Below are 22120 nucleotides of genomic sequence, written 5' to 3'. Positions count from 1 at the left end.
GGGCCATCCCGCGCCCGAGGGGACCGGGGCTCCCGAGCCGACAAGGAAGGGGCGGACCGCTACCCGGTAGTTCGCACCTGAGGAGTCCCTCATGTCGCAGCCGTCTCCCACCCATTCCGCGGACCGCGCCCCCGCGCCGGACCCTGCGGCCGCCGAGCCGGACCCGCCGTTCGGCCCTGATCTGAGCATCGGCGCCGGCACCACCACCCCGTACGAGGACTACGTCCGCGCGAGCGTCCTCACCCATCTCCAGCAGCTCCAGTCCGACGACCCGGGCGAGATGGTCTTCCTGGTCACCACGCAGGTGATGGAGCTGTGGTTCACGGTCATCGTCCATGAGTGGCACACCGCCGCCGAGGCGCTGCGCCGGGACGACCTGCCGGTGGCGATGGACGCGCTGCGCCGTTCCACGTGGGAGCTGGAGGCGCTGAACGCCGCGTGGAAGCCGCTCGCCCGGCTGACGCCGGCACAGTTCAACGCCTACCGCGACGCGCTCGGCGAGGGCAGCGGCTTCCAGTCCGCGATGTACCGGCGGCTGGAGTTCCTGCTCGGCGAGAAGTCCGCGTCGATGCTGGTGCCGCACCGCGGCAACCCGGAGGACCATGCCGCGCTGGAGAAGGCGCTGCAGGAACCGAGCCTGTACGACGAGGTGCTGCGGCTGCTGGCCCGCCGCGGCCATCCGATACCGGAGGCCGTCCTGCGGCGCGACCCGTCCCGGCGGCACGAACCGGACCCGGCCGTCGAGGAGGTCTGGGCCGCGGTCTTCACCGGCCCGCAGGACTCCGAACTGGTGCGGCTCGGCGAGCTGTTGACCGATGTCGCGGAACTGGTCTGGCGCTGGCGCAACGACCATCTGGTGGCGACCCGACGGGCGATGGGAGCGAAAATGGGTACCGGCGGATCAGCGGGGGTCGCCTGGCTGGAGAAGCGGGCCCGCAAGAACGTCTTCCCCGAGCTGTGGACGGCGCGCAGCCATGTCTGAGAGCCGCGAAACCCCGCAGGGCCCCGGTCCGACCGCCGCCGGGACGCGCAAGCAGGCGGTCCGCGCCGCGGAACTGGACGCGGTCGGGCCGCTGGCGGCGACCCGTGACCGCTTCGTCCTCGACGACACCGTCTACCTCGACGGCAACTCGCTCGGCGCGCTGCCCCGGTCGGTGCCCGGCCGGATCGCCGAGGTGATCAACCACGAGTGGGGCGAGCTGCGCATCCGCTCCTGGACCGAGAGCGGCTGGTGGACCGCGCCCGAGCGGATCGGCGAGAAGATCGCCCCGCTCATCGGGGCCGCCCCGGGCCAGGTCGTGGTCGGCGACTCCACCAGCATCAACGTCTTCAAGGCGGTGACCGGCGGCATCCGGATGGCCGGAAAGGGCTGTACGGAGATCCTGGTCGACGCCACGACCTTCCCCACCGACGGCTACATCGCCCGCTCCGCGGCCCGGATGGCCGGTCTCGCGGTCCGGCCGGTGGAGCCCGCGCGGATCGCCGACGAGGTCACCGAGCGGACCGCGTTGGCGCTGGTCAACCACGTCGACTACCGCACCGGCGAGCTCAACGACATGGCCCAGATCACCGCCGCGCTGCACACCGCGGGCGCGCTGGCGGTCTGGGACCTGTGCCACAGTGCCGGGGCGCTGCCGGTCGCGCTGGACGCCTGCGGGGTGGACCTCGCGGTGGGCTGCACCTACAAGTACCTCAACGGCGGCCCGGGTTCGCCCGCGTACCTCTACCTCCGCGAGAGCCTCCAGGGGCGGTTCGAGTCACCGCTGCCCGGCTGGAACTCGCACGCCGACCCGTTCGGCATGGAACCCGGCTACGCCCCGGCCGACGGCGTCCTGCGCGGCCGTGTCGGCACCCCGGACATCCTCTCGATGCTGGCCCTGGAGGCGGCGTTGGAGGCGTGGGAGGGCGTCGCCATCGAGGACGTGCGCACCAAGAGCCTGGCGCTGACCGACTTCTTCCTGGAGTGCGTGGCCGAGTACGCGCCGCCCGGGTGGGTCCGCTCGGTCACCCCGGAGGAGCACCGGCGGCGCGGCAGCCAGGTGTCGCTGGCCTGTTCCCGCAAGCGCTCCGCGGCGGTCGAGCCGGGCGGCACCCCGCTGGCCGGCACGGTCATGGCGGAGCTGATCCGGCGCGGAGTGGTCGGCGACTTCCGCCACCCCGACGTGCTGCGCTTCGGCTTCACCCCGCTGTACACCACCTTCGCGGACGCGGAGCGGGCGGCGTGGGTGCTCGGCGAGGTCCTGCGGGAGCAGGCCGCGGCGGAGTCGGCGCCGGACCCGGCGGGGCCGGGCGCGGGAGCCGCGGCGGACGGCGCCGCCGGGTGAGTGCGGCGGACGAGGAGGCGGCGCTGCTGGGGCTCGCCCCGGTGGCGCCGGACCGCACGGTCCCCTACGGCCCGCACCCCGACCAGGTCGTGGACCTGTACGGGCGGTGGCCGGGGACCGGGCCCCTCGTCGTCCTGCTGCACGGCGGGTTCTGGCGGGCCGCGTACGACCGGCGCCACCTCTCGCCGTGCGCGGCGGAGCTGGCCCGGCACGGCCTGCCGGTCGCGCTCGTCGAGTACCGCCGGGTCGGCGCGGGCGGCGGCGCGCCCCAGACGTTCGAGGACGTTCCGGCGGCCGTCGAAGCGGCGGCCGCGGCCGGGGCGGGTCCCGCGGACCCGCCCCGCGAGGTGGTGCTCGTCGGGCACTCCGCGGGCGGCCACCTCGCGCTGCTCGCCGCCACCCGCCCCGGCACGCCGGTGACCCGGGTCGTCGCGGTGGCCCCCGTCGCCGACCTGGCGCGCGCCCACGCGCTGGGCCTCAGCGACGGCGCGGTCGCGGAGCTGCTCGGCACCGGGCCCGGCTTCGCCGGCCGGCTGGCCGCCGCCGACCCGGTCCGCCGGCCGTCCGCCGGCGTCCCCGTCACGCTCCTGCACGGCACCGACGACCCCGACGTCCCGCCGGACCTCTCCCGCCGCTACGCCGCCGCCCACCCCGCCACCGCGCTGCACGAACTGCCCGGCACCGGCCATTACGCGGCACTGACACCCGGCACCGGGGCCTTCCGCACCCTGCTGGGGCTGCTGAGGGACGGCGGACCGGCGCCCGGGGAACCGCCCGGTACGCACCCCGCCGCGCCGCGTAGTACTTGAGACGGACGCCCGCAGATCCCCTTCGGTGAGGACGCCCGGAGGGGCCGTCGCTGTTTACCGTGGTGTGCGTGAACGAGACGACCCAGACGCAGGGCCACCTGCGCTCGGAGGCGCGGATAGTCCACGGCGTGCTGCACACCTTGCGCCAGGACCTGTTCGTCGGTGCCTTCGCCTTCCGCCCGCTGCCGCCGGTGGACGACGCCAAGCTCTCCCGGTGGCTGCCGTGGCTGCCCGCCCGGGCCGGGCGGTTGGCCCGCTGGCTCCCCCACTCCGCCGTCGCCTTCCTCTCGGCCTGCGTCTTCCTGGGGTCCGCCGGCCCTGGGAACGGCGGCAGCTCGGCGCGCCAGATGCTCGACGTCATGCTCGCGCTGCTGATGGCGGTGCCGCCGGTGCTCGTCCTCTTCCGGCCGGTGGGCGCCTTCTGGCTGTCGGTACTGGCGTTCGCCGTGGAAACGGTCGGCGTCCGGTTCCTCTCGCCCTATGCCTCTGTCTGGGGCAGCGCCTTCGTCGTCCACCTCATCGTGATGGCGCTGGTGGTGCTGCGCACCCGGCCGCGGCTGGCGGTGGAGATGTGGGTGGTCACCTTCGGGCTGGGGACGGTGGTGGCGGTGCTCGCCGGCGTCGGCGGGCTGAGCGACATGCCGCCGGTGGCGTTCTTCTCCGGGGTCGTACTGGTCTCCGCCGCCGCGGTCCGGGCCTGGCGGGAGGAGCGCCGGCAGGTCGTGGTGACCCGCAGCGTCACCGCCGAGGAGCGGTCCCGCCGCACCCTGCTGGAGGAGCGCGCGCTGATCGCCCGGGAACTGCACGACGTGGTGGCGCACCATATGTCGGTGATCGCCATCCAGGCCGAGGCGGCGCCCTACCGGGTCGCCGATACGCCGCCCGAGCTCGCCAAGTCCTTCGCCACCATCCGGGAGAACGCCGTCGCCGCACTCACCGAACTCCGCCGCATCCTCGGCGTGGTCCGCTCCGAGGACCCCGAGGCGTTCGCCGAACGTGATCCGGAGGCCCCGCAGCCGACCCTGGCCAGCCTCGACGCGCTCATGGAGAGCGTCCGGGGCGCCGGGCTGACCGTCGAGTCGGTGATCACCGGATCCGTCCGGCCGCTGCCGCAGGGCGTGGAACTGTCCGCGTACCGGATCGTGCAGGAGGCGCTGAGCAACGCGCTGCGGCACTCGCCGGGGGCGGACGCGCAGGTGGAGATCTCCTACGTCCTGGGCGGGATCGGGCTGCGGATCGTCAACGGTCCCCCGAGCCGGCTCGCCAAGCCGTCGCCGGGCGCCGGCCACGGGCTGCTCGGCATGCGGGAGCGGGTGCAGATGCTCGGTGGTGAGATGACGGCCGACCGCACCGCGGACGGCGGCTTCGAGGTCGCGGCCTTCCTCCCGGTGGCGAACACGGCGGGGGACACCGCACAAGGGAGGAGCGCAGCATGATCCGGGTGTTGATCGTCGACGATCAGGTGATGGTCCGCGAGGGCTTCTCCGTGCTGCTCAACGCCATGCCGGACATCGAGGTGGTCGGGGAGGCCGTCGACGGCCGGCAAGCGGTGCAGAAGGTCGCGCTCCTCAAGCCGGACGTGGTCCTGATGGACATCCGGATGCCGGAGATGAACGGCCTGGAGGCGACCCGCGAGATCGTCGCCGCCGACGCGGACGCCAAGGTGCTGGTGCTGACCACCTTCGACCTGGACGAGTACGTCTACCAGGCGCTGCGGGCCGGGGCCAGCGGCTTCCTGCTCAAGGACGCCTCGGCCGGCCAGCTCGCCGAGGGCGTGCGGATCGTCGCCGCCGGTGAGGCGCTGCTCGCCCCCACCGTCACCAAGCGCCTGATCAACGAGTTCTCCCGGCTGGGCTCGCCGCGCGCCCCGGCCCAGGAGCGGATCGGCGACCTGACGGAACGGGAGACCGAGGTCCTGGTGCTGGTGGCCCAGGGGCTGTCCAACGGTGAGATCGCCGCCCATCTCGTCGTCGCCGAGTCGACGGTGAAGACCCACGTCAGCCGGATCCTGGTGAAGCTGGGGCTGCGCGACCGCACCCAGGCGGCGGTCTTCGCCTACGAGGCGCGGCTGGTGACGCCGGGCGGCTGACCCGCGGCGCCATCAGCCCCCGGTTGTCCACACCCTGTGGACAACGTCGCGCGCCGAGCGGAGTGCGCCGCCGGAGTCCGCTGCGGCTCCGGCGGCGCACGACCGAAGGATCAGCCGATGTCGCGCCGCCGGAGTCCGGCGAGACCGGCGGATATCAGCACCACCGTCAGGGCCGTCAGCCAGAGGAACGGCGCGGCCGTCGCCGCCCCGCCGGGCAGCTTGGGCAGGTGCCCGTACGGCGAGAGGTCCATCGCCCACCGGGGGAGCCGCAGCACCGGGCCGAGCCAGCCGAGGGCGAGGCAGCCGCCGGTCAGCGCCCAGACCGCACCGCTCGCCCCGGGCAGCAGGCCGAGGACGGCCATCGCCACCGCGGCGAGCGTCCACACCGCCGGGACCTGGGCGAGCGCGGCGGTCAGCACCCGGCCGGTGCCGCCGGCCACATCGCCGACCGAGGCGCCGTAGGTGATCCCCAGCGTCAGACCGCCGGCGGCCAGCACCACGGCCGTGCCCACCAGCGCGACGACCAGGTGGCCGCCCGCCCAGCGGAGCCGGCCCACCGCGCCCGCCAGGACCGGTTCCGCGCGGCCGCCGGTCTCCTCGGTGCGCATCCTGAGCACCGCCCCCACGGCGTAGAGCGCGGCGACCATGCCGAGCATGCCGGTCATCGAGGCCAGGAAGGCGTCGGTCAGGGACTGCTGCCCGCCGAGCCGCTCGAAGATCTCCCGGGTCTGCCGATTGCCGCCGACCATGCTCGCGGCGCCCTTGGCGATCCCGCCGAACACCGCCCCGGCGAGCGCGAACCCGGCCGTCCAGCCCGCCAGGGTGGTCCGCTGGAGCCGCCAGGCCAGGCCGGCGGGGCCGCCGAGCGAGCGGGGTGCGCGGGCCGGGCCGGGGCGGGCCGGCAGGAAACTCATCCCCAGGTCGCGGCGGGCGGTCAGGGCGTACGCCGCCGCGGTCGCCAGTGCGGTCGCGGCGGCGAACAGCAGGACCACCCACCAGCGCTCGCCGGCGAAGGCGCGGAGGTTCTGCGCCCAGCCGACGGGGGAGAGCCAGGTGAGCGCGGAACCGGCGCCGCTCCCGGGCGCGCCGCTCCCGTCGGACGCGTCGCCGGCGGCGCGCAGTGCGAAGGCGGCGCCCAGGGCCGCGCCGGTCAGCCCCTTGGCCAGCCGGGCGCTCTCGGTGAATTGGGCGGCGATCGCGGCCAGGGCGGCGAAGAGCAGGCCGGTGCCGCCGATCGCGAGGCCCAGCGCGAGCGATCCGCCCACCGGCCGGCCGGCGGCGGCGAGCCCGGCGGCGGTCAGCACGGCGACCCCCGCATCGGCGATCAGGGCGGCCAGCAGGGCCGCGGTCAGCGGCGCCCGCCGGCCCACCATGGCGGCGGAGAGCAGCTCCTGACGGCCGGTCTCCTCCTCCTCGCGAGTGTGCCGGACGACGATCAGCAGGCTCATCACGGCCGCCAGCACCGCCCCGAACCCGGCCATCCGCCAGGCGACCAGCCCGCCCAGGGAGTCGTCGAAGACCGGTCCGTACAGGGCGCGCAGCGAGCCGTTGGCGTTCATCGACGCGGCCAGCCGGGCGCGTTCGGCGGCGGTGCCGTAGAGCGAGGCGAAGGACGAACCCGTGGCGGCCACGGACAGCCCGAGGGCCAGTACCCAGACCGGGATCATCAGCCGGTCGCGGCGCAGCGCCAGGCGCAGCAGGGTGCCGGTGCCGGCCAGGTGGCGCGGACCGGCGGGGCGGGCGGCGGCCGGTGCGGCCAGGGTGCTCATCGGGAGACCGCCCCTTCGGTCCGGACGCCGTCCCGGCGGCGGGCGTCGGGGCGGAGGTCGTCCTGGTAGTGGCGGAGGAAGAGCTCCTCCAGGGTGGGCGGGGTGCTGGTGAGGCTGCGCAGGCCGGCCGCGCCGAGCGGGCCGAGCACCGCGCCGAGCCGGTCGGTGTCGGCCTGGAGCCGGACGCGGCAGGCCGGGCCGCCCTGGAGCGGCTGGACGGTGAGGCCGTGGACGCCGGGCAGCCCGTCGAGTCCGGCGGGCGGGCCGGCCAGCTCGGCGACCACGGCCGTCCGGGTCAGGTGGCGCAGCTCCCCCAGGGAGCCGGATTCGACGGTGCGGCCCTTGCGGATGATGCTGACGCGGTCGCAGAGCGCCTCGACCTCGGACAGCACGTGGCTGGAGAGCAGGACCGTGCGGCCCCGGTCGCGCTCCTCGGCGACGCAGCTCTGGAAGACCTCCTCCATCAGCGGGTCCAGTCCGGAGGTCGGCTCGTCGAGGATCAGCAGATCGACGTCGGAGGCGAAGGCGGCGACCAGCGCGACCTTCTGGCGGTTGCCCTTGGAGTAGGTGCGCCCCTTCTTCGTGGGGTCGAGCTCGAAGCGCTCCAGCAGTTCGTCCCGCCGGGCGGGGTCCAGTCCGCCGCGGAGCCGTCCGTAGAGGTCGATGACCTCGCCGCCGGAGAGGTTGCGCCACAGGGTGACGTCGCCGGGGACGTAGGCGACGCGGCGGTGGATCTCGACGGCGGCCTGCCAGGGGTCCTTGCCGAGGACCTGCGTGGTGCCGCGGTCGGCGCGCAGCAGGCCGAGCAGGACCCGGATGGTGGTGGACTTCCCGGCGCCGTTGGGCCCGAGGAAGCCGTGCACCTCACCGGCCTCGACGCGGAGGTCGAGGCCGGTGAGCGCGTGGGTCCGGCCGAAGGACTTGTGGAGGCCGGCCACCCGGATTGCGGGGACGGGGGAGAACGCCTTCGTCATGGTTCCGAAGGTACGCTGGTTTCATAAATTTGTGAAGTTAAGAAACCGTATAAAGTTGAGGGACGGCTCTGAACAGGGGAGATGATGCGGGGATGAGCGAGCAGCGACAGCAGGACACGGGCCGTGGGGCGGCCCGCGACGACGAGGCGGTCCTGACGTTCGTCGAGCGGTTCGCGGCGCAGATGGTCGACGCGGGGATGCAGCGGATGCCGGCCCGGATCTTCTCCTGCCTGCTGGCGTCCGACTCCGGCGTCCTGACCTCCGCCGAGCTGGGCGAGCGGCTCCAGGTCAGCCCGGCGGCCGTCTCCGGCGCGATCCGCTACCTCTCGCAGGTCGGCATGGTCAGCCGGGAGCGCGAGCCCGGCTCCCGCCGCGACCGCTACCGCGTCCACAGCGATCAGTGGTACGAGGCCCTGACCCGCCGGGACAGCGTCCTGACCCGCTGGGAGGACGTGCTGCGCGAGGGCGTGGAGAGCCTCGGCCGGGACAGCGCCGCCGGCCGCCGACTCGGCGAGACGCTGGCCTTCACGGAGTTCATGCAGCAGGAGCTCGTGGCCATGATGGACCGCTGGCGCGACCACCTCGAAAAGCTCCGCACGGACGACGAGTCCGGCCCGGCGGCCCGGGAGACCGACCCGGCCCCGCGCCGCTGACCCACGGACCCCGCCGACCCGGCCGGGGCCCGAAGGCCCCGGCTCACCCCTGCCGGGGCAGCTGCAGCCGCCAGGCCCCCGGCTGCACCGTCCAGGTCCGGGTCCGCACCGGCCCGCCGACGAGCACGTCCGCCCGGTAGTGGAAGTCCGCCCCGGACACCGTCACCGCCCGCGCCCGGACCCGGACGGGCCGCTCCCCGCCCGCCCAGTGCACGACCACCTCGACCAGCCCGCCGGGCCGCCCCACCGGGCCATCGGCGCCGACGCCGTCGTCCCCGGCGCACGGCACCACCGACACCCCGCGCACCGGCCGGTCCAGATCCGCCAGCAGCGCCCCGTCGGCCTCGACCCGCAGCCGCAGCCGCTGCGCGGGCACCCGCCCGCGCCGGCCCCCGCCGACCTCGGCCGCGCCCGGCCGCGGCGCGCCCCACCGCCCGGCCGCGGGCGTGGCCAGCAGCGACAGCGCCGTACGGGCGGTGCGCGCCGCCGGCTTCCACCAGGGCCGGTGCCCGCTCGCCGGATCCGCCGTGCCGGGCCCCGCGTCCCCGGGGGCCGCGGCCCGCTCCGGCTGATCGGCGGCCCCCCGCGCCCCGCCGACGGCGCGCCCGCCGCGCTCCCCGGAACCGCCGTACGCCCCGTACTCCGGCAGCGCCCCGGCCATGTCACCGCACGGGATCCGCAGCCCGCCCAGCACGATGCCGTCGCTGTCGTCGGTGAGCAGGTCCATCGGCCGCTCCCCGCCGTCCAGGACGGTCCGCGCGGCGGCCACCGCGTCCGTGGGCACGCCCAGCGTCCGGCTCAGCGCGACCGTTTCCGGTGGGCCCACCGGGACCATCGACAGCGGCACCCCGGCCAGCTCGCGCTCCTTGTGGAGCAGGGCCACCGCCCGCAGCAGCGCCCGGTCGTCGCCGATCACCACCGGGCGGCGCCGGCCGCGCCGGGCCAGTGCCTGGGCGAACTCCTCCGGCCCCTCCGGGAGGCAGATCTTCGCCCCTGCGCCGGCACACAGGACGTCCTTCGCGATCCGCACGGACTCGCCGTCCGTCCTGCGGGCGATCGGGTCGATGACCACAAGCAGGGGGCACCCCCGAACGGGGTCCGCGGGAGAGTGCCCAGAAGACTGCGCCGACACCTCGGTCCTTCCTCAGGTAGCATCTCGGTGCAAGAGCCCCTTGCGCTATTGCGCCAGGGGCTTCGTCTATTCCGGGGCACCGGTCCGACGGCTCCGGCGACGACGTACGCGTGAACACGCGGGCGTCGCGCCGTCCACGCACGTTGGACATGCCCCGCCCGGAAGGGGTGTACGCCTGTGCCCGCACTTGTGCTGCTCGGTGCTCAGTGGGGTGATGAAGGCAAGGGAAAGGCCACCGATCTGCTCGGTGGGTCCGTGGACTACGTGGTGCGTTACCAGGGCGGCAACAACGCCGGCCACACGGTTGTCGTGGGTGACCAGAAGTACGCACTGCACCTCCTCCCTTCCGGAATCCTCTCGCCGGGGTGCACCCCGGTCATCGGCAACGGTGTCGTCGTCGACCCGGCGGTCCTGCTCTCCGAGCTGAGCGGACTCAACGAGCGCGGCGTCGACACGTCCAAGCTGCTGTTGAGCGGTAACGCGCATCTGATCACGCCGTACAACATCACCACCGACAAGGTGACGGAACGGTTCCTCGGCAAGCGGAAGATCGGCACCACCGGCCGGGGCATCGGCCCGACCTACGCCGACAAGATCAACCGCACCGGCATCCGGGTCCAGGACCTCTACGACGAGTCGATCCTGACCCAGAAGGTCGAGGCGGCCCTCGACGTCAAGAACCAGCTGCTCACCAAGCTCTACAACCGCCGCGCCATCGAGGCCGGGCAGGTCGTCGAGGAGCTGCTGGGCTACGCCGACCAGATCAAGGGCTACGTCGCCGACACCACCCTGATCCTCAACAAGGCCCTGGACGACGACAAGGTCGTGCTCTTCGAGGGCGGGCAGGGCACCCTGCTCGACATCGACCACGGCACGTACCCCTTCGTGACGTCCTCGAACCCGACCGCGGGCGGTGCCTGCACGGGCGCGGGCGTCGGCCCCACGAAGATCAGCCGGGTCATCGGCATCCTCAAGGCGTACACCACCCGCGTGGGCGCCGGTCCGTTCCCGACCGAGCTGTTCGACGAGGACGGCGAGGCGCTGCGCCGGATCGGCGGCGAGCGCGGTGTGACCACCGGCCGGGACCGCCGCTGCGGCTGGTTCGACGCGGTCATCGCGCGCTACGCGACCCGGGTCAACGGCCTGACGGACTTCTTCCTCACCAAGCTCGACGTCCTCACCGGCTGGGAGCAGATCCCGGTCTGCGTGGCCTACGAGATCGACGGCAAGCGCGTCGAGGAGCTGCCCTACAGCCAGAGCGACTTCCACCACGCGAAGCCGGTCTACGAGATGCTGCCGGGCTGGTCCGAGGACATCACCCAGGCCAAGACCTTCTCCGACCTGCCGAAGAACGCCCAGGCGTACGTCAAGGCACTGGAGGAGATGTCGGGCGCCCCGATCTCCGCGATCGGCGTCGGCCCCGGCCGGACCGAGACGATCGAGATCAACTCGTTCCTGTCGTAGGGAACTCGCTACGGCCCCGGCGGTTCGCTCCCGCCGGGGCCGTCTGCCGTCCGGGGTGGCGGCGGGGGCAGCACGCCCTCGCCGTCACCCCGTCTTCGCGTACAGCAGCGGCGCCAGGCCGCCCGCGTCGTCGAAGGTGCGCCGCAGCTGGCCGCCCATCAGCTCCAGGGTGCTGGGGGAGCCGGCGCGGCAGGTGTCGGGCGGGCCGGAGACCACGGTGGACGGGCCGAGGCGCACCGGCGGGCCGGCGCTCTTGAGGGTGGCCGCGAACCGGCAGTCGTACGTGGGCCCGGTGGCCTGCATCCGCAGCACGATCTCGCCGGGCTTGCCCTGGACGAGGGTGAAGCGGCGGACGTCCAGTCGGGAGTCGCCGACCGTCGTCGACCAGATGCCCAGGTAGGCGGCGGGTATGTCGCCGGTGGCCTTGGGAGGCTGGTCCGGCTTGCCCGCGGAGACGGCGCCGCTCTCCGGTTCGGTCAGCAGCGCGTACGCGGCGGTGCCCGCGCCGAGCAGCAGCAGCGCGGCCGCGGCCAGCAGGATCCGGCCGGTGCGGCGGCGGCGCGCCGGGGCCTTGGCGGCCGGCGGTGCCATGGTGGCGGGCGGCGCGGCGGCCGGGTCCGTGCCGGGCGTCCGGTGAGTGGGGACGGCGGTCGTGGCGGCGGGCTCCCGGTCCGGGCCCTCCTGCGGGTTCTCCGCCTCCAGCAGCTCCACGGCGTGCCGCCCCAGGCGGGCGATCAGCGCCCCGGGGAGCCACGGTTCGTCGTCGGCCGCGCCGGGGGCGTCCGGGCCGTCCTCCAGCCGGGCCACCAGGTCCTCGGGCGTGGGGCGCCGGGCCGGGTCCTTCGCCAGGCAGGCGGTGACCAGGTCGTGCAGCCCCTGGGGGAGCCCGGTCAGGTTCGGCTCCTCCTCCGCGATGCGGTACATCATCGCGTGCGGCAGCGTCGTCGCGGAGCCGAACGGCTGCCGGCCGGTGGCCGCGTACACCAGGACCGAGCCGAGGCAGAAGACGTCGCAGGCCGGTGTGAGCGGCTCGCCGCGGACCTGTTCGGGCGCCATGAAGCCGGGGGAGCCGACCGCGGAGCCGGTGTGCGTCACCGCGCTCGTGCTGAGCCCCTCCAGGGCCCGTGCGATGCCGAAGTCGATGACCCGCGGGCCGTCGAGGGTCAGCAGGACGTTGGACGGTTTGAGGTCGCGGTGGATGATGCCGGCGGTGTGGACGGAGCGCAGCGCGCGGGCCAGTCCGGCGGCCAGGATCCGCACCGTGCGCTCCGGCAGCGGACCACTGCCGCCGACGGTCTGTTGGAGCGAGGGGCCGGCGATGTAGCCGGTGGCCACCCACGGGGTCTCGGCCTCGGTGTCCGCGTCCAGGACGGGCGCGGTCCACTCCCCGCCCACCTTGCGGGCGGCCCGCACCTCCTGGCGGAAGCGGGCCCGGAACTCCTCCTGGTGGGCCAGTTCCGTACGGACCAGTTTGACCGCGACGGTCCGGCCGCGGTCCGAACGGGCCAGGAACACCCGCCCCATGCCGCCCTCGCCGAGCCGTGCCAGCAGGCGGTAGTCGCCGATCCGCTGGGGGTCGTGCGCGCCGAGCGGTGCCAACCCGCCGGGCCGTCCGGCCTGCCCCCGCTGCCCCGCTCGTCCCGGCTGTGCCATGATCCGCCGCCCCTTTGCCCCGGATTGCCCCCGCCTCCGCCCTGTGGGAGCGGTCGCTCGTCCGCGGTGAGGATATCGAGGCCGGATGTCCGGCCGGTGGGGCGGTATTCGGTCAAGCCGTGCGCCTGCGGGAGCGGGTCGGGTCGCCGCCGGTACCGAGGGGCCGGGTTCCGGGCGGCGAGGTGTGCGGACGGGCTGATGTGCCGTCAGCGCGGTGCCCCTGTCCGGGAACTGACGCAGTGGATGGCTGATTCCGCGTCCCGGAACTTTCCAGGGTTATCGATCGTAAAGAAAGGAGAAAAACCGCAGAGAGCGACGACAGGACCCGCACGATCCCCCGTCCCCCATTCTCCAAGGAGACCGTGTGATACCCGCCGTACGAGCCCTTGCGCGGGCAGCCATGGCCGCCCGCCCCGTCCCGCTGGCCGAGGTCCAGGCCCGCGCCGAACTCCTGGCTCGCTTCAGTACCACCTACCTCGTCCCGGTCGACGTGTTCGCCGCCTTCGCGGCCGAACTCACCGACCGCCGCCGCCCCGGCGGCCCGTTCGCGGCGCTGTGCATCAACGGCCGCCGCTGGTTCCGCTACCAGTCCGTCTACTACGACACCCCCGACCTGCGCTCCTTCCACGACCACCGGCAGCACAGCCTGCTCCGCTTCAAGATCCGCGAGCGGCTCTACGCGGACACCGGCGAGCGGCAGTTCGAGATCAAGCTCAAAGGGGAGCACGGCCGGACGGTCAAGCACCGCCAGCCGCTGATGCCCGGCGACCAGGCCCTGGGCGAGGCCCCACGGGACTTCCTCGCCACCGTGCTCGACCGCTCCTACGGCATCGAGGCCCCCACCGAACTGGGCCGCTCCATCGAGACCGGCTACCAGCGGGCCACCTTCGTCGCCGACGGCCAGCGCGTCACCTGCGACGCCGCGCTGGTCTGCCGCGACCTGGAGACCGGTCGCACCGTACGGGCCGACGGCGGGCTGGTCGTCGTCGAGACCAAGACCGCCGGCCGGCTCACCGAGGCCGACCGGCTGCTGACCGAATACGGCGTTCCGGCCGCGGACTTCACCAAGTACTGCGGCGGGCTGTCGGCGCTCCGTCCGAACCTGTACGCCAACCACTGGCGCGGGCCGGTCCGGACCGCCTTCCCCACCGCCGCGGCGGCCTGACGCGTGCGCGGGGCGACCAGCCCTGAGCGCCGCGGATCCTGACGATGCCCGGGGGCAGGTACCCCCACCCCCGGGCATCCCTGGAGTTTCCTACAGGACCGTAGACATTCTGTCCGCGCGCGTGGTGAGCGCCATACACAGTGTCGGTACCGGTCAGCGGATCGTGATCCCTAGGCTGGGAGCCGTTCGCCGTTCCTGTCCAGCGGCGGACCCCGCGACCGATCCGAGGTAGTGACCGTGACCACGAAGCACCCCGACCCCGCCGCCGGCGCCGCTGTGAAGGCTGCCGACCGCGCGCACGTCTTCCACTCCTGGTCCGCGCAGGGCCTGATCGACCCGCTGCCGGTCGCCGGTGCCGAGGGCTCGTACTTCTGGGACTACGACGGCAACCGCTACCTCGACTTCTCCTCCCAGCTGGTCAACACCAACATCGGCCACCAGCACCCCAAGGTCGTCGCGGCCATCCAGGAGCAGGCCGGCAAGCTGTGCACGCTCGCCCCGGGCTTCGCGGTGGACGTCCGCTCCGAGGCCGCCCGGCTGATCGCCGAGCGCACCCCCGGCGACCTCGACAAGATCTTCTTCACCAACGGCGGCGCCGAGGCCGTGGAGAACGCCGTCCGGATGGCCCGGCTGCACACCGGCCGCGCCAAGGTGCTGTCCACCTACCGCTCGTACCACGGCGCCACCGCCGCCGCGATCAACCTCACCGGCGACCCGCGCCGCTGGCCCTCCGACACCGCCTCGGCCGGCGTCGTCCACTTCTGGGGCCCGTTCCTCTACCGCTCGCCGTTCCACGCCGAGAACGAGGCCCAGGAGTGCGAGCGCGCCCTGGCCCACCTGGAAGAGGCCGTCGCCTTCGAGGGCCCCCAGTCGATCGCCGCGATCATCCTGGAGACCGTGCCCGGCACCGCCGGCATCATGGTCCCGCCGCCCGGCTACCTCGCCGGCGTCCGCGAGATCTGCGACCGCTACGGCATCGTCTTCATCCTCGACGAGGTCATGGCGGGCTTCGGCCGCACCGGCCGCTGGTTCGCCGCCGACCACTTCGACGTCACCCCCGACCTGCTCACCTTCGCCAAGGGCGTCAACTCCGGCTACGTCCCGCTCGGCGGGGTGGCGATCAGCGCCGAGATCGCCGCCACCTTCGACCAGCGGCCCTACCCCGGCGGCCTGACCTACTCCGGTCACCCGCTGGCCTGCGCCTCCGCCGTCGCCACCCTCAACGCGATGGCCGAGGAGCGGATCGTGGAGAACGCCGCGGAGATCGGCGAGAAGGTCATCGGCCCCGCGCTGCGCGAGATCGCCGAGCGGCACCCGTCGGTCGGCGAGGTCCGCGGCCTGGGCGTCTTCTGGGCCCTCGACCTGGTCCGCAACAAGGAGACCCGCGAGCCGCTGGTGCCCTACAACGCGGGCGGCGCCGACAACGCCCCGATGGCCGAGTTCGCCGCGGCCTGCAAGAGCCGCGGCCTGTGGCCGTTCGTGAACATGAACCGCACCCACGTCGTCCCGGCCTGCACCGTCACCGAGGCCGAGGCCAAGGAGGGCCTCGCCGCCCTCGACGAGGCCCTGAAGGTCGCGGACGCGCACACCGTCTGAGCGCGTCCCCCGGGCAGCACCTCCGCGCGGCCCCGCCCCTCGTGGGCGGCGGCCGCGTGCGTGGTTTCACGTGAAACCACGGCCATCCCCTCGCCTATGGTGGGGGAGGGCCGCTCCCACCTGCGGTCATGGACGTCGAAGGAGACGCACCGAATGGCCCCGGGCTCGGACAGCTCCAGCTCCGTGATACGGCGCAGCACCCTGCGCGAGCAGATCGCCGACGCGCTGCGCGACGAGATCCTGGCGGGCCGCCTGCCGTCCGGCCATCCCTTCACCGTCAAGGAGATCGCCGACCAGTACGGCGTCTCCGCGACACCGGTGCGCGAGGCGCTGCTCGACCTCTGCGCCCAGGGCCTGCTCGACATCGAGCAGCACCGCGGCTTCAAGGTGCACGCCTTCACCACCGGCGACTTCCGCGCCATGGTCGAGGCCCGCACCCTGATCATCGAGGGCATCTTCCGCAGCAACGCCGAACGGGCGCTGCTGGCCACCCCCGCCGAGGTGCTGATCTCCATCCGCCGCCGTGCCGAGGAGGCCGAACGCGCCGCCCGGGCCGGCGACCTGGACGTCCTCATCGGCTACGACCTGCGGTTCTGGCGCGAACTGAGCGGTATCGTCCAGAACCCCTACATCAGCGACTTCCTGGACCGGATCCGCGTCCAGACCTGGATGTTCGCGGTGCCGCTGCTGCGCCGCGAGCCGCGCCTGGCGGGCCGCCTCTGGCACGGCCACAGCGAACTGGCCGACGCACTGCTGCGGCACGACCTGCCGGACGCCCAGCGGCTGATCGCGGATTACAACGAGCACTCCCTCGCTCTCGTCGGAACGGCCGGGTAGCACTACGCTGTCCCGACCATCGGCCGTAATGGGCCGTACCCGTGGCTGTACGTGCGCCGGTGCCCTACGTCCCCGACCGGAAGCGAGCCCCCACCCGTGGCATGTGACCTGTGGCTGGTACCCCTCGTCGATGTGCTGTGCCACAGCCCCGACAACCCGTTCTCCGAAGAGATCGCCACCTACAACGACGCCCTGGTGGGCGCGGGCCTGCCGGAGGTCCCGGTCTTCACCTACATGCCGGGCCTCTCCGGCGACGTGGCACCGGTCGCCGGCTTCGACTACGACGCGCTGCACTTCCTGCGCCGCGCCTACCTCCTGCAGCTGTGCGGCCTGGAGGTGACCCCGGTCGACGAACTCGGCGGCGACTACGAGCAGTTGCTGGAGATGTTCGAGACCACCGCGCAGCAGTCCCACCTGGTCTGGCACTACGACCACGCGGGCGCCTACGTCCCGGTCGACTTCCCGCACCCGCTCGCCACCGAGGAACTGCTGGCCGGCGGCGGCCCGCTGGGCTCCTCCCACGGGTTGCTGCGGGACCTCGAACTGGTCGCCCCGGCCCTGGGCATCGACCCGGCGAACCCGCCGGCCGCGCCCGCGCCGCCGGCCGGTCCCACCTCCCTGGAGGAGCGGGCCACCGGGGTCCCCCTGGAGGACGGTCCGTTCGCCCGGGAACGGCACGTCTGGCTCGGGCTGCACGCGGCCGCCACCCGGAGCCTGGGCCAGGGCTCCATGATCGTCTTCAGCTGAGCGGTCCGGACCGGCGGGAGGTCCGCCCCCGGCCCCGCCGGGCTCCCGGCCGGTCCACGCTCAGCGCGGGGCCTCCGGCGGCCGCTGCCGCGGCATGTTCGGCCGCGAACCGGGCGGCCTCAGGAACCGCCCCGGGTGCCCCGGGCCCTCCGGCCGCGGCGCCGCCCACGGCAGCACCGCATGGGTGGCCTGCGGCACCGGAGCGGACCGGAACTCCACCATCCAGTCCGTCGTCTCCGTGCGGACCAGCTCCCCGATGTCCTCGTTGAACCGCCGCAGCACGCCCAGGCAGCGCTCCGCGGCCTCGCTCGCGGTGCCCTCCGCCGGTCCGAGCACCTCCCGCACGCTCTCCGCCGCCCAGTCGAACTGCAACGCCTCCAGCCGCCGGTGGATCGCCTGCGCGGTGGCCAGGTCCCGCATCCAGCCCGCGGTCATCCCGAAGTACCGGTCGCAGCCCACGCACACCGCGGCCAGCAGCAGCGTCAGCGCGCCCCAGGGCGCCCCGTGCTCCCAGACCCCGGCGAGGTCGAGCAGCGGCAGCGCCCCGCCCGCGGTCACCCCGGCCGCGGCCCCCAGCCGCAGCGCCCGCGCCCCCCGGCGCTTGGCCAGCCGGTCGCGCAGGTACCAGTCGGCGGTGCGCAGCGCGCCCTCCTCGCTCCACAGGTACAGCGCGTCCAGCCGGTTGCCCGGCTCCCCCCAGTCGCCGTGCGGGAACGCCCGCCCCACGAGGTCGCCGCGGCCCCGGAGCGGGCCGGCGGGGCGGCGCTCCGGCCGGCCCGGCTCCCGGTGGCGGTCCGGTGACCGCCCGCGGCCCCGGTCGGGCCCGCCCTCGCCCCGAGGGGGCCCCTCGGGTTGCATCTCCGGCTGACTCACCCGTGCTCCCTCGTACGCGGATCCGTGGGGTGCGCGCAGGGCCTACGGAAGGGCCGCGCACCGCCCCCTTTCCTACCGCCGAACGGCTGGCCTCTGTCCCAAGATCGCCCGTTTTCCGCCCGGAAGTGGTGCGGGATCCGGTATAGGACGCACGCCCATCTCACCCGAAAGAGTTGCCGCCGCGCGGGCGGACGACGGCGCCGGCGGTTCCCGCCGGGGCCCGGCCCTTGTGCGATCGGGGCATGCCCGGCGACCGGCCGCTTGGTGCATTCGTCTAGGCTGCACCCCGTGAAGGTCCTCGTCATCGGCGGCGGCGCCCGCGAACACGCCCTGTGCCGCTCTCTGTCCCTCGACCCCGACGTCAGTGCGCTGCACTGCGCCCCCGGCAACGCCGGCATCGCCGAGGTGGCCGAACTCCACGGCGTCGACGCCCTCGACGGCCGGGCGGTGGCGGACCTCGCCACGGCCCTGGCGGCCGACCTCGTCGTCGTCGGCCCCGAGGCCCCGCTGGTGGCGGGCGTCGCGGACGCGGTCCGCGAGCGCGGCATCCCGGTCTTCGGCCCCTCGGCGCAGGCCGCCGAACTGGAGGGCTCCAAGGCGTTCGCCAAGGACGTGATGGCCGCCGCGGGCGTGCCCACCGCCCGCAGCTACGTCTGCACCACCCCGGAGGAGACCGACGCCGCGCTGGACGCCTTCGGCGCGCCGTACGTCGTCAAGGACGACGGTCTGGCGGCCGGCAAGGGCGTCGTGGTCACCGAGGACGTCGAGGCGGCCCGCGCGCACGCCAACGCCTGCGACCGGGTGGTCATCGAGGAGTTCCTCGACGGCCCGGAGGTCTCCCTCTTCGCCGTCACCGACGGCGAGACCGTCGTCCCGCTCCAGCCCGCCCAGGACTTCAAGCGCGCCCACGACGGCGATCAGGGCCCCAACACCGGTGGCATGGGCGCCTACAGCCCGCTGCCCTGGGCCGACCCCAAGCTGGTCGACGAGGTGCTCCGGACCGTCCTGCAGCCCACCGTCGACGAACTGCGGCGCCGCGGCACCCCCTTCTCCGGGCTGCTCTACGCGGGCCTGGCGATCACCTCCCGCGGGGTCCGCGTGATCGAGTTCAACGCGCGCTTCGGCGACCCGGAGACCCAGGTCGTGCTGGCCCGCCTGAAGACCCCGCTGGCCGGCCTGCTGCACGCCGCCGCGACCGGCGCCCTCGCGACCTTCCCGCCGCTGCGCTGGAGCGACGGGGCCGCGGTCACCGTCGTCATCGCGTCCCACAACTACCCGGATGCCCCGCGCACCGGCGACCCGATCGAGGGCCTGGCCGAGGTCGCGGAGCAGGACGCCCCCGACGCCTACGTGCTGCACGCCGGCACCCGCCGCGACGCGTCCGGCGCGGTGCTCAGCGCGGGCGGCCGGGTGCTGTCCGTGACGGCCACCGGCGCCGACCTGGCCACCGCCCGCGACCGCGCCTACCGCGCCGTCGGCCGGATCTCGCTGGACGGTTCGCACCACCGCACCGACATCGCCGCGAAGGCGGCGGCGGGGGAGTAGCGCACGGCGGCTCCCCACCGCGTCCGCGGCCGGCGCGGAACCGAGGCACGACCGAGGCATACGTCATTTCTTTGACATATGCCTCGGTCGCGTTGTGGGGCATGCCGCCGTCGGGAAGCAGCCCAGAACCGGGCGTTTCCGGCCCGCGGCTTTACCCAAAGCCATTCCATCGAGTGACCACGCGAGTATCCAGCTGACGAACCCCGCACCCCCAACTAGGGTGCGGCGCAAGCGTCCTGCGGTCGCGGTGCCGGATTTTCGGCACCGTCGCCCCGGCGGCGTCCGGCAACTGGCCCACCGACATTGCGATGTCAGTGGCCGGTGCCACAGTGGTGGGGAGTGGGCTCGCTCGCTCGCCCGCACACCGCATGACCGTCCGTCCCGTGTTCTCTCCGTCCCGCTCCAGCAGGACCGCAGGGGGTGTACAGGCTCGTGGCAAGTCCGGAAACAGGCGTCCTGGCGGCGCGTGGCCGCGCCCTGGCGGTGCTCCGCGTCCGCGGTGCGGCGCTGGCGGTGGCCCTGCTGCCGGCCGCGGTCGCCGTGGTCCTCCTCGTGGGTGGCGCCACCGGTCGGCTCGGCACCGAAGGCGGCTGGGCGGTGGCCCGCTGGACGATCGGCGGGCTCACCGTGCTGAGCCTCCTCCTGGCGACGCTGGTCTCCGTCGTCGTCGCCCGCGCCCGGCCCGCGCTCAGCCCCTCCGTGCCGATCGCCGAGGAGGCCGCCCCGGACCTCTACCGCCTGGTCCGCGACCTCGCCGACCGGCTCGACGTCCCCGCCCCCTCGGCGATAGCCCTCACCCCGGACTGCGACAGCTGGCTGGAGGACCGCACGCACCGCGCCCACGGTCCGCCGCGCCCCGCCCGCCGGGCCGGCCGCCGGGCGCCCGAGGCCCCGGTCCTGGTCATCGGTTCGCCGTTCCTGTGGTGGATGCGGGTCGCCGAGCTGCGCGCCCTGCTGGCCCCCGTAGTCGCCGGCACCGGCCCGTCCGCACACCCGGACATAGCCGCCGCCCGCCGCTTCATCCGCGGGCTGGACGCGGCCGCCGCGGTCGCCGCCCGGGCCCGGGGCCCGTTGCGAGCCCTCCCGCTCCGCTTCGTCGGCCGGGTCGCCCGGCTGCTGCTGCGCGCCGTCGGCGAGCACGTCGTGCTCATGGAGCGCGGGGTCGCGGCCGCCGCCTCCGAGCGCGCCCAGGAAGTCGACTACGGCCTGCGGATCGTCGCCCAGGAACAGGTCGGCCTGGCGTACGCCGGCTGGGACCGGCTGCTGACCAGGGTCGCGCTGCCCGCCTGGCGGATGGGCCGCTGGCCCTCCCGGCTGGACGCCGGCGTGGTCTCCGCGCTCACCGAGCTCTCCCGCCGCGACCGCCTCGCCGAGGGGTTCGCCTCCCGCCTCGGCGAGCGGCCCGCCTGCGACCTCCTGGAGGAGCCCGGCACCATCGACCGCGCCGCCTCCCTGCTGGCCGCCCGGCTCTTCCACGGCGGCCCGGCCGAGCCCGGCCCGGACTGGTCGCCGGTCGGCTGGCAGCAGTACCCGCAGGAGATCGTCGACCGGAAGTGGCGGCTGGAGGCCGCCCGGCTGCACCGGGTCCTCGACGAGCTGCCGGCGGTCGGCCCGGCCGACCCCGACCAGGAAGCGCCGGAACCGTCCCGCGCCCCCGACCGCTCCACCACCCCCGCGGACGCCCCCGGCGCCGCCCCCGCCCAGCCCTTGACGTACGCCGGCGCCCGCGCCCGTACGTCCGCCGCCCACCCCGCGAGCCTTCCGCACGCCCTCGACCCCGCCCCCGCGGCTGCGGCCTCGCCCCCGAGCCCGCAGCTGCGTGCGCGCCGCGAGGACCCCCGCGCGCAGGGCGGACCCCCGTCCGCGGGGGAGGCCCCGCTCGCCGAAGAGCCCGCCGCCTCCGCCGCCCCGACCCTGGCCCGGGTCATCGACCGGCTGGCCCGCGACACCCGCGCCGGCGATCTGGTCGCCGCCCGGCTCGGCGCCGAGGTCGCCCGCGAGGAGCGCGAGCAGGCCGCCCGCCAGGCGGCCCGCTCCGCGCAGGCCGACACCACCGACTCCACCTGGGGCGACGGCCCGGCCGACGGCGGCCTCCCGCTCTTCCCGCTGCAACCGCCGCGCACGGCCCGCGAGTTGCTCGCCGACCACGTCACCGCCATGGTCTGCTGCGCCGCCGTGGACACCGCCGGTGCCGCCCCGGGCCTGGACTGGCTCGACGGCCCGGCCCTCCTGGTGGACGGCACCCGCCGTGCCGACCTGGGCCGCCCGGTGCTCAGCCTGGTCGACGACGGCGACGCCGAACCGCTCCGCGGCTGGCTGCACCGGGTCGGCGTGCGCCCGGAGAAGCCGGTCCGGCTGGGGTGAGCCCCGGCGTGCGGGGCGCCCGCCGGACCGGCTGAATGTTCCCTTCCAGTTCGCGCTTCGGGGCAAGGGCACCTAAATTCACGACGAAGGGTGACGAAGTGAGTGCGTAATGTGATGTGCTGGGGG

General features: G+C 74.6%; 18 protein-coding genes. 13 read left to right on the top strand and 5 right to left on the bottom strand.

Annotated features, from left to right (window positions below):
• Positions 1-91: 91 nt before the first annotated feature.
• The 5 genes from CG747_RS06095 to CG747_RS06075 all read left to right on the top strand — a co-directional run bounded on the left by CG747_RS06095 (position 92) and on the right by CG747_RS06075 (position 5222).
• Positions 92-982: a tryptophan 2,3-dioxygenase family protein gene (locus CG747_RS06095; protein ID WP_100600595.1), complete on the top strand. Its 891-nt coding sequence runs from the start codon at positions 92-94 to the stop codon at positions 980-982.
• Positions 975-2324: a kynureninase gene (locus CG747_RS06090; protein ID WP_257980249.1), complete on the top strand. Its 1350-nt coding sequence runs from the start codon at positions 975-977 to the stop codon at positions 2322-2324. Before CG747_RS06095 ends, CG747_RS06090 begins: the two co-directional genes overlap by 8 nt.
• Positions 2321-3133: a S9 family peptidase gene (locus CG747_RS06085; protein ID WP_100600594.1), complete on the top strand. Its 813-nt coding sequence runs from the start codon at positions 2321-2323 to the stop codon at positions 3131-3133. Before CG747_RS06090 ends, CG747_RS06085 begins: the two co-directional genes overlap by 4 nt.
• A 68-nt stretch (positions 3134-3201) precedes the next feature.
• On the top strand, positions 3202-4569 hold the full coding sequence (locus tag CG747_RS06080) for a sensor histidine kinase (RefSeq protein WP_257980248.1): 1368 nt from the start codon (positions 3202-3204) through the stop codon (positions 4567-4569).
• Complete coding sequence (locus tag CG747_RS06075) at positions 4566-5222, top strand: response regulator transcription factor (RefSeq protein ID WP_100600593.1); 657 nt, start codon at positions 4566-4568, stop codon at positions 5220-5222. Before CG747_RS06080 ends, CG747_RS06075 begins: the two co-directional genes overlap by 4 nt.
• A gap of 110 nt (positions 5223-5332) precedes the next feature.
• Here the strand turns inward: CG747_RS06075 and CG747_RS06070 are convergent, their stop codons facing one another.
• Together CG747_RS06070 and CG747_RS06065 are read right to left on the bottom strand one after the other, a co-directional pair.
• Entirely contained in the window at positions 5333-6991 is a 1659-nt protein-coding gene (locus CG747_RS06070) for an ABC transporter permease (RefSeq protein ID WP_100600592.1), read from the bottom strand.
• Positions 6988-7965, bottom strand: coding sequence for an ABC transporter ATP-binding protein (locus tag CG747_RS06065; protein WP_100600591.1), 978 nt, complete (start codon positions 7963-7965; stop codon positions 6988-6990). Before CG747_RS06065 ends, CG747_RS06070 begins: the two co-directional genes overlap by 4 nt.
• A gap of 92 nt (positions 7966-8057) precedes the next feature.
• On the opposite strand from CG747_RS06065, the gene CG747_RS06060 reads away from it, so the two are divergent.
• Positions 8058-8618, top strand: coding sequence for a GbsR/MarR family transcriptional regulator (locus CG747_RS06060; RefSeq protein ID WP_100600590.1), 561 nt, complete (start codon positions 8058-8060; stop codon positions 8616-8618).
• Between the two features lie 43 nt (positions 8619-8661).
• Here the strand turns inward: CG747_RS06060 and CG747_RS06055 are convergent, their stop codons facing one another.
• A complete protein-coding gene (locus CG747_RS06055) occupies positions 8662-9690 on the bottom strand; it encodes a hypothetical protein (RefSeq protein WP_100600589.1) in 1029 nt (342 codons plus the stop codon).
• Positions 9691-9927: 237 nt separating this feature from the next.
• Here CG747_RS06055 and CG747_RS06050 point away from each other — a divergent pair, with 237 nt between their 5' ends.
• Positions 9928-11214, top strand: coding sequence for an adenylosuccinate synthase (locus CG747_RS06050; RefSeq protein ID WP_100600588.1), 1287 nt, complete (start codon positions 9928-9930; stop codon positions 11212-11214).
• An 84-nt stretch (positions 11215-11298) separates the two neighbouring features.
• On the opposite strand, the gene CG747_RS06045 is transcribed toward CG747_RS06050, so the two are convergent.
• Positions 11299-12867, bottom strand: a complete 1569-nt coding sequence (locus tag CG747_RS06045) for a serine/threonine-protein kinase (protein ID WP_100600587.1) — start codon at positions 12865-12867, stop codon at positions 11299-11301.
• Between the two features lie 364 nt (positions 12868-13231).
• Between CG747_RS06045 and CG747_RS06040 the strand changes: the two genes are divergently transcribed.
• The 4 genes from CG747_RS06040 to CG747_RS06025 all read left to right on the top strand — a co-directional run bounded on the left by CG747_RS06040 (position 13232) and on the right by CG747_RS06025 (position 17212).
• Entirely contained in the window at positions 13232-14032 is an 801-nt protein-coding gene (locus tag CG747_RS06040) for a polyphosphate polymerase domain-containing protein (protein WP_180985409.1), read from the top strand.
• Positions 14033-14269: 237 nt separating this feature from the next.
• The gene (locus tag CG747_RS06035; protein WP_100600905.1) at positions 14270-15628 is read left to right on the top strand and encodes an aspartate aminotransferase family protein; all 1359 of its coding nucleotides are present in this window, start codon (positions 14270-14272) and stop codon (positions 15626-15628) included.
• 153 nt (positions 15629-15781) lie between these two features.
• Entirely contained in the window at positions 15782-16465 is a 684-nt protein-coding gene (locus tag CG747_RS06030) for a GntR family transcriptional regulator (protein WP_100600585.1), read from the top strand.
• A gap of 96 nt (positions 16466-16561) precedes the next feature.
• The gene (locus CG747_RS06025) at positions 16562-17212 is read left to right on the top strand and encodes a hypothetical protein (protein WP_100600584.1); all 651 of its coding nucleotides are present in this window, start codon (positions 16562-16564) and stop codon (positions 17210-17212) included.
• Between the two features lie 60 nt (positions 17213-17272).
• On the opposite strand, the gene CG747_RS06020 is transcribed toward CG747_RS06025, so the two are convergent.
• Positions 17273-18085 (bottom strand): SLATT domain-containing protein, encoded by an 813-nt coding sequence (locus CG747_RS06020; RefSeq protein ID WP_100600583.1) that lies wholly within the window; start codon positions 18083-18085, stop codon positions 17273-17275.
• 288 nt (positions 18086-18373) lie between these two features.
• Between CG747_RS06020 and purD the strand changes: the two genes are divergently transcribed.
• A complete protein-coding gene (gene purD, locus CG747_RS06015) occupies positions 18374-19630 on the top strand; it encodes a phosphoribosylamine--glycine ligase (protein WP_100600582.1) in 1257 nt (418 codons plus the stop codon).
• Positions 19631-20062: 432 nt separating this feature from the next.
• A complete protein-coding gene (locus CG747_RS47795; RefSeq protein WP_257980247.1) occupies positions 20063-21994 on the top strand; it encodes a hypothetical protein in 1932 nt (643 codons plus the stop codon).
• The last annotated feature ends 126 nt before the right edge of the window (positions 21995-22120 follow it).

It is taken from the genome of Streptomyces sp. CB02959 (assembly GCF_002803155.1).
Classification (GTDB): domain Bacteria; phylum Actinomycetota; class Actinomycetes; order Streptomycetales; family Streptomycetaceae; genus Streptomyces.
The sequence above is the reverse complement of the archived record's forward strand: the minus strand, read 5'-3'. Positions and strand labels throughout refer to the sequence as shown.